At 37.9% G+C, this 8,422-nt stretch carries 4 protein-coding genes and 1 pseudogene; all 5 read right to left on the bottom strand.

The annotated features are described in order from the left end of the window. A pseudogene (locus ACLJX0_RS15190) lies at positions 1 to 781 on the bottom strand (hypothetical protein); the annotation flags it as partial. A 552-nt stretch (positions 782 to 1,333) separates the two neighbouring features. After that, the gene (acs, locus tag ACLJX0_RS15185; RefSeq protein WP_410881665.1) at positions 1,334 to 3,241 is read right to left on the bottom strand and encodes an acetate--CoA ligase; all 1,908 of its coding nucleotides are present in this window, start codon (positions 3,239 to 3,241) and stop codon (positions 1,334 to 1,336) included. A gap of 174 nt (positions 3,242 to 3,415) precedes the next feature. Next, complete coding sequence (locus ACLJX0_RS15180) at positions 3,416 to 4,360, bottom strand: NAD(P)H-dependent flavin oxidoreductase (protein ID WP_410881664.1); 945 nt, start codon at positions 4,358 to 4,360, stop codon at positions 3,416 to 3,418. 17 nt (positions 4,361 to 4,377) lie between these two features. Then, positions 4,378 to 5,592 (bottom strand): tRNA 2-thiouridine(34) synthase MnmA, encoded by a 1,215-nt coding sequence (gene mnmA, locus ACLJX0_RS15175; protein WP_410881663.1) that lies wholly within the window; start codon positions 5,590 to 5,592, stop codon positions 4,378 to 4,380. Between the two features lie 190 nt (positions 5,593 to 5,782). Continuing rightward, positions 5,783 to 8,422, bottom strand: a 2,640-nt coding sequence (locus tag ACLJX0_RS15170; protein WP_410881662.1) for an MBG domain-containing protein, incomplete at its 5' end; no start/stop codon positions are given.

The raw sequence follows: 8,422 nt of genomic DNA, 5'->3' as shown, positions 1-8,422 counted from the left end.
TGTTGATAATCTCCGTAATAAACGTCTCATTGGCCGTTACCTTGGTGATGAATTCTTCATTGGTTGTCAATTCGGTAATGAAGGTAGAGTTGTTAGCTATTTCTTCCACAGCTAATTCAACTGTATTACCATCAGAATCTGTGACAGTCAGCTTATCATTTACTAGTGTAAAACTTACGTTAGTTGTATTAAGTTCTGACCAATCAATTTCACTTTGCGTACCATCTTCTGTGATATAGTAGAATTTATTTCTTGTGGGATGATAATATACGTTTCCGTACTTTCCTCTTAATTTATTAATGATTTCTGTAATAAAAGAATTATTATTGGTAACTGCATTAATAAATTCTTCGTTGGTTGTTAATTCGGTAATGAAAGTCGAGTTATTAGCAATTTCTTTCACATCTAACTGAACTTTATTTCCTTGTGAATCTGTAATGGTTAGTTTTTCATCTTCTAGTGTAAAGCTTACGTTCGTGGTATTGACATAGGTTTGCGTATTGAGTAGACGCACCCATTTATCTTTTTCCCAATAGTAGAAACCAGCCGTTAATCCTTTTTCACCTAAATTATATACAAATAGACTTTCCTCTAAGTCACCTGTTATGGGCTCTTTATCTGTTTCTCCTACTAAATTTACTCTTGGGAATAAAACTCCTTTTTCATCTGAAACAATATCAAGTTGGCTCGAACTCGCTGGAGTCTTCGTTCCAATACCAACTTGGGCACTTGCAAAACCAGTTGCAAATAACGCCATCAATGGAATAATTTTTCTAATCATATTACAATTTTTAATAAATTTTAATCAACATTTTATTAAATTTAGTAATAATTAAAAACCCAAAAACACCAGAAAGACTAAAAACAAGTAATACAAATTGCGAAATCTATTCCATTATTAACAGATAAAAGCAGTTTTACATGAAATTATAGCTAATTAGGCAACTAAAAAATGACTTTCTTTTATAAATAAAAGTATATCCTAACAAAATAACACAAACCTAAACCGAAGCTAACGGGAAATAAATAAGTAAAAAGCAATAGCAATATCTAATAAATACCAAATATTTTTACACTTATTTAACACTAAATAACTAAAAAACACAAAAAAACTAACAAAAAACACCACTAATAAACACCATTTTAGCATAAAAAAAAATAATTATAAAAGTAAATAATCGCAAAATGTCCTTTTACTAGACGATATAAGCAGGTAAAACTTCTATGTTTGTCCCTTTTTCACAGGATTCCTTCGTTCTTTTCTTTCAGTAATAAACACAAAAAAAAACAGGGTTCATCGAACCCTGTTTTTTTATTTTATTCCGCCTAAAGGCTATAATTTTGCTTCTTTAATTTTTTCAATCACTTCTGGATTGATTAATGTGGATACATCACCAAAATCTTTTGTTTCTCCGTCGGCAATTGACCGCAAGATTCTACGCATAATTTTGCCTGATCTTGTTTTTGGCAAACTCTCCACGAATTGAATTTTATCGAGTTTTGCAATTGGACCGATATGACTGCTGATGTATTGATTGATTTCTTTTTTCACATTTTCGCGATCTCTGTATTCTCCTTCTACTTTTAAGGTAATAAAACCGTAGAGTGCATTTCCTTTAATGTCGTGTTTATATCCAACTACAGCACTTTCAGCAACAGCTGGATGTTCATTGATAGCATCTTCGATTGGAGCCGTTCCTAAATTATGTCCTGATACAATTACTACATCATCCGCTCTTCCTGTGATTCTATAATAGCCAACTTCATCTCTCAAGGCACCGTCTCCAGTAAAGTATTTTCCAGGAAATTGACTAAAGTAGGTGTCTTTGTAACGTTGATGATCGCCCCAAATTGTTCGTGCCATAGAAGGCCAAGGGAATTTAACACACAGCGATCCATCGATTTGATTATCTTCAATTTCGTTTCTTTTTTCATCCATTAATACTGCCTGAATACCAGGTAAAGGCAAGGTTGCATAGGTAGGTTTGGTTGGTGTAATAAAAGGTAAAGGTGAAATTAAAATACTTCCTGTTTCAGTTTGCCACCAGGTATCTACGATAGGGCATTTCTTCTTACCTACATGGTCATTATACCAGTGCCAAGCTTCCTCGTTAATGGGCTCTCCCACTGATCCGATGACACGCAAACTCGATAAATCGTGCTCATTTACGTATTTATAATCTTCCGTCATTAAGGAACGAATGGCTGTTGGTGCGGTATAAAATTGGGTAACTTTATACTTATCGATTATATCCCAAAAGCGACTTGGATTTGGATAGGTTGGCACCCCTTCAAACATCACCGTTGTGGCTCCGTTTAACAGTGGACCATAGACAATATAAGAGTGTCCAGTAATCCATCCACAATCAGCAGTACACCAAAAAATATCATCATCTTTATAATCGAATATATTTTTAAATGAATAGGCCGTTTGTACCATATAACCAGCTGTAGTATGCACCATTCCTTTGGGCGTTCCTGTAGAACCCGAAGTATAAAGGATAAATAGTGGATCTTCGGCATCCATGACTTGAGCGACATGATTCGTTGATGCTGCATCTAGCAAAGGATTTAACCAAATATCTCTTCCAGCTACCATATCCACATCTGCTTCTGTACGCTGTACAACCAAAACCGTTTTTACAGCAGGACACGATTTCAAAGCCTCGTCAATAATTGGCTTTAACGGGATACTTTTATTTCCTCTAAAGCTTCCATCTGAAGTAATAACATAATGACAATCGGCATCATTAATTCGCTTGCTCACTGCTGAAGAAGAAAATCCTGCAAAAATAACGCTGTGAATAGCTCCGATTCTCGCGCAAGCCAACATGGCTACTGCTAATTCAGGAATCATTGGCAAATAGATGCATACGCGATCTCCCTTTTTAACTCCTTGTTCTTTTAATACGTTTGCCATTTTACAAACGCGATTAAACAAATCATTATAGGTTATAATTTGAGCGACTTCTTCTGGATTATTCGGTTCAAAAATAATGGCTGGTTTCTCTCCTCTTTTAGCAAGATGACGATCAACACAGTTCTTCACAATATTTAATTTGGCATTGACAAACCATTCAAATTTTGATTCTTCCATGTCAAACTGAAAAACCTTGTCCCATACTTGATACCAAACAAAATTCTCTTCTGCAATCTTACTCCAAAACTTTCGTGGTTCTCGTACTGATTTTTTATAGTGTTTGAAATACTGTTCAAGGTTCTCTATTTTATAATAACTCATATCTGATGTGTAGTTTTTTAGTTTCTTTTACTTCCTATAAAAATAAAGGATTATTAGTATATAGCAAAAAACCATCCGAACTTTTTAATTAAAATTCGCATGGTTTTTAGCCTATGATATAAAAATTAAATCAGCTCCTGCCTATTTGGCTGTCTCGTATGCCCATTTAACTTTTTAAAAATTAAATTTTCTTTGCTGTGCGGCGTTAAACTCCGTTATAATCGACTGTATAATGTGATTGACAGGCTCAATGCTATGGATTAATCCTGCTACTTGCCCTGCCTCAAGTTCACCTTCCACTAAATCGCCTTCAAACATTCCTTTTTTAGAGCGGCCTTTGCTGAGATAAGCTCTTAATTCCTCTACACTCGCTCCGTTTGCATATCGCTCTTCAATCCCTTTATAAAATTCGTTCTTAATCAAGCGAACGGGAGCCAATTCCTTCAAGGTCAAAATAGTATCTCCTTCTTCTACAGCAATTACCCTATCTTTGAAGGATTGATGTGCAGCACTTTCTGTAGACGCAATAAAACGAGTTCCCATTTGCACACCATCTGCTCCGAGAATCATGGCGGCTAACATGCCTTTTCCCGTTGCAATACCTCCTGCTGCAATCACGGGAATACGCACTTTTTCGCAAATCATTGGAATTAAAGTAAAGGTTGTGGTTTCTTCTCTCCCATTGTGTCCACCTGCTTCAAATCCTTCAGCTACAATAGCATCCACACCCGCCTCTTGTGCTTTTAACGCAAATTTCGAGGAACTAACCACATGCACGACCGTTATCCCATGTTGTTTTAAAAAAGGGGTCCATATTTTGGGATTACCTGCAGAAGTAAATACAATCTTAATTCCCTCCTCTACTAAAATATCCATCACTTCTTGAAGGTCTGGATACAAGAGCGAAACATTAACGCCAAATGGTTTATCTGTCGCTTGTTTGCATTTTTGTATATGCGTTCTCAAAACCTCTGGATACATAGATCCCGCTCCTAGTAAGCCCAACCCTCCCGCATTGCTGACTGCACTGGCGAGTTTATAGCCACTGTTCCATACCATTCCCCCTTGTATGATGGGGTATTGTATCCCCAAAAGGGTCGTTATTCTATTTTGTTCCATTTATTTTTTCCTTCAATTTATACCACTTTCGCAATTACTCCAGAACCAATCAATTCCTCGCCAATATGCCAAGATACAAATTGTCCTTCTGTAATGGCAGATTGAAGTTCATCAAAACGAACATACATCCCGCTGTTCATTTTATACAACGTAGCCTCTTGTAAGGGTTGACGATAGCGAATACGCGCTTTAATCTGCATCGTTTCTCCGGGTTGTAGCTCTAAGTCTTCTCTAATCCAGTGGATTTCGTGTTCTTGCACAAAAAGGGTTTTATGAAATAATCCTGGATGTTGATTTCCTTGTCCCGTATAAATGATATTATTCGCTACATCCGTGGCAATGACAAACAAAGGCTCTGCCGTTCCACCAACATTTAATCCTTTGCGTTGTCCAGTAGTAAAATAATGGGCTCCATAGTGATCGCCTACTTTTTTACCCATCTCAGGTGAATACTGAAAAGCTTTGGCTTCTGCGTGTAATTCTTCTTCAAGATTCGCATAAGATTGTGCTTCACTTGCAGAAAAAATACCAGCCTCTTTGGGAATTTCATAAATGAATCCGTCTTTGGGTTTCAATTGCTGTTGTAAAAATTCGGGTAAACGTACTTTTCCAATGAAACACAAGCCTTGAGAGTCTTTTTTCTCTGCTGTAATTAAATCGGCTTCTGCGGCAATTTCTCTTACTTTAGATTTGTATAATTCCCCAATTGGAAACAGGGCTTTCGCCAACTGTTCTTGGGATAATTGACATAAGAAATACGATTGATCTTTGGATGGATCCACGCCTGCCATTAATTTATAAACCGTTTGAGTCGTGCCATCTTCTAACACGACTTCTTCTTCGGCTTTTCTGCAATAGTGTCCCGTAGCCACGTAATCTGCTCCTAATTCTAAAGCAATCTTCATGAATACATCGAACTTTATTTCTCTATTGCACAATACGTCAGGATTGGGGGTACGACCATTCTCGTACTCCTTAAACATATAGTCTACAATCTTCTCCTTATATTGTTCACTTAAATCTACGGTTTGATAAGGGATGCCTAACTTTTCGGCAACCATGAGAGCGTCATTGCTATCTTCTAGCCACGGACACTCATTCGAAATTGTAACGGTATCATCATGCCAGTTTTTCATGAAGAGCCCGATTACTTCGTATCCTTGTTCTTTCAATAAATAGGCGGCAACACTTGAATCTACCCCCCCTGAAAGTCCTACTACTACTCTTTTCATAATCTAAAAACTAAGTGGCAAAGGTAAGGAGAATTGTGCTGTATTGACACTATTTTAGATTTTCTTTAGCGTGATAAATTTGCTGTTTGTACGGTTTACATTTTTATTGTATTGTTCAATTCACCCTTAGTAAGCACCTCCGTTCTATTGTAGTATGGAAACAAACGTACTTGTATTTAACCCTCAAGCCTCATTCTTTCACAATAAACGGAATACCCTGTTGCTTACCCGCAACCTTCAGCACCAAATAGTAGGAACCTGTTGCAATGGAAGGGATTTGGATTGCTTTCTTGTCTCCTTCTATTTGACCACGTTGAATCAATTGTCCTTTGATGTTGTAAATTGCATATGCGATTGACTCCGTATTGTCCTCAGCTAATTGAACGTTTAACACCTTATCCTTTTGTACTGGATTGGGATAAACCCCCCAAGTAGTAGCTACTTTTTTGCCCCAAACAAGAGGACAAGTACGCATCTTCTTTCCGTTATGTAAAGTCAATTCTACTTCATATGCTGCTTGTGGATCTAAGGTCGAACCAAATGTATTTCCTGCGGAATAGGCTTGTCCTTCTCCGATTAATACGCCGTTTTTAAACCATTTATATGCCTTAAAAACATAGCCTCCATTGGTTTGCTTGTTGTTATTAACAAACAATAGATTATCATATTTCTCTAACACTAGATTTTCGGTTGGAATACGTTTATCAATTACGATTTTATACGTTTCAGTCGCCTGTTTGTTTTGGGATTGAACAGTGATCAGCTGTTCATATTGACCGTATTCGTTCACAGGAATAACGAGGATATCTGCTGGACGTACCACTGCTCCTACTTGGGTGCGGACTTCTACTACGACCTCGTTTTGCTCCTTTTCACAACCTAAAACAACAACGACTTCTTTTGCTATTTTTCCATAGGAAACACCATCAACCACTAAATCCCAAATACTAGCATCTTTACTGCCCACTGCAATCGTATGGGATACTGATTTTGCGGCATTAAAATTCGCATTTCCGCTTTGATTTGCTGTTAAAGTAACAACTCCTGGTTGTAAAAAGCGTAAAAGTCCCGGTTCTTCTAGCACAGCTATTTCCTGATCAGCGACATCATCAATTGTATAGGATACAGGTAAATGAGCAGTTGTTGTTGCCGTTAATTGTAAGGTTGGCGTATCTTCCATCACAACCTCCGATACTTGATCCCACCTAATCACTTGATCCGCCTTGGTAATGGTTAATACACTCTGTAGATGTAAGATTTCATAATTGAGACCATAATCTACAGTAGCGGTAACCGTATATTGTCCAACTTCGGTCTGATTATTATTCGTATAGGTTATCGTTGCCCGCGGGTCTATATCGCCTTCTATTTGCAAGCGTTTCACTTGTCCATCATAGACAAAACGTTGAGCGGGCAACGTTAATCCTTTGATGCTATTCTTTTTAATTTCAAAAGAAGCAGGCAAAAAAGAATCAATATAATAATTGCTTCTTGCCGTTAGCGTTCCTTGTTCTATGGAATAAAATCCAATGGTTTCTCCTGCAATACGCGTCAATTGTCCTGTAACCGCCTGAATGAGAAAATCTCCACGTTGTAATCCATTTACACGATAGCGCAATACGGGATCAGCTTCTCCAAATCGCTTAAACTGATTGTCCTCAACCACCACCTGTAAAGGAGCAGGTGTAATTTCAAACTGTTCTTGTGTAACTAGATGTAGGGTATAATTTCCGTTAAGGGCTTGTAAACTTCCTAGTAAATATTCATAGTGATTTACCTGTTCCCCTACTCTTCTTTCTAATTGCCCCGTTAAGGCAGAAGCACTCGTATCATGCTGTTGTAATCCTGTTGTTGTAAACGCAAAAACGGGATCTGCTGTACCATAAACTTTCTGTTGCCCCGCCACGGGATGAATGTTCAATGCAGCTGGGGTAATCGTAAGCAAGGCTGTTTCAAAAGTAAAAGTATAATTTGCTCCTACTTGTACATCCCCTTGTTGAATCGCGTACGTTCCTACATTTTCTCCACTTAGACGTATGAGGTTTCCAGTCACTACTTCTGTTGCATCATCCTGCAATTTTAGTCCTCTTACCATATACGTTAATACAGGATCAGCATCCCCGTATACTTTGGTTTTCGCATCCGCTTTGATCGTTAGTAAAGCGGGGGTGATTGTCAAATTAGCCGATTGAAAAGCCAAAGTATAGTTGGTGGATGCCTGTATTGTCCCTTGATTGATGGAGTATGAACCCACTTCTTCTCCTTCTTCACGAGACAACATACCTGTTATGACTTGTGTTGGTTGATCGTTATTTTTTAACCCAATTGGGGTATAGGTTAATAGAGGATCTGCATCCCCATATACTTTGGTTTTCGCATCCACTTTGATCGTTAGTAAAGCGGGGGTGATTGTCAAATTAGCCGATTGAAAAGCCAAAGTATAGTTGGTGGATGCCTGTATTGTCCCTTGATTAATGGAGTATGAACCCACTTCTTCTCCTTCTTCACGAGACAACATACCTGTTATGACTTGTGTTGGTTGATCGTTATTTTTTAACCCAATTGGGGTATAGGTTAATAGAGGATCTGCATCCCCATATACTTTGGTTTTCGCATCCACTTTGATCGTTAGTAAAGCGGGGGTGATTGTCAAATTAGCCGATTGAAAAGCCAAAGTATAGTTGGTGGATGCCTGTATTGTCCCTTGATTAATGGAGTATGAACCCACTTCTTCTCCTTCTTCACGAGACAACATACCTGTTATGACTTGTGTTGGTTGATCGTTATTTTTTAACCCAATTGGGGTATAGGTTAATAGAGGATCTGCATC

The organism is Myroides sp. DW712 (genome assembly GCF_046557355.1).
Lineage (GTDB): Bacteria > Bacteroidota > Bacteroidia > Flavobacteriales > Flavobacteriaceae > Flavobacterium.
This window is presented reverse-complemented; position numbering and strand designations above follow the sequence as displayed.

What these genes read in the sequence shown, in the direction of transcription:
- mnmA (WP_410881663.1), bottom strand. Translation starts at nt 5,592, where the DNA reads ATGAAAAGAGTAGTAGTAGGACTTTCAGGGGGGGTAGATTCAAGTGTT.
- ACLJX0_RS15180 (WP_410881664.1), bottom strand. Translation starts at nt 4,360, where the DNA reads ATGGAACAAAATAGAATAACGACCCTTTTGGGGATACAATACCCCATC.
- acs (WP_410881665.1), bottom strand. Translation starts at nt 3,241, where the DNA reads ATGAGTTATTATAAAATAGAGAACCTTGAACAGTATTTCAAACACTAT.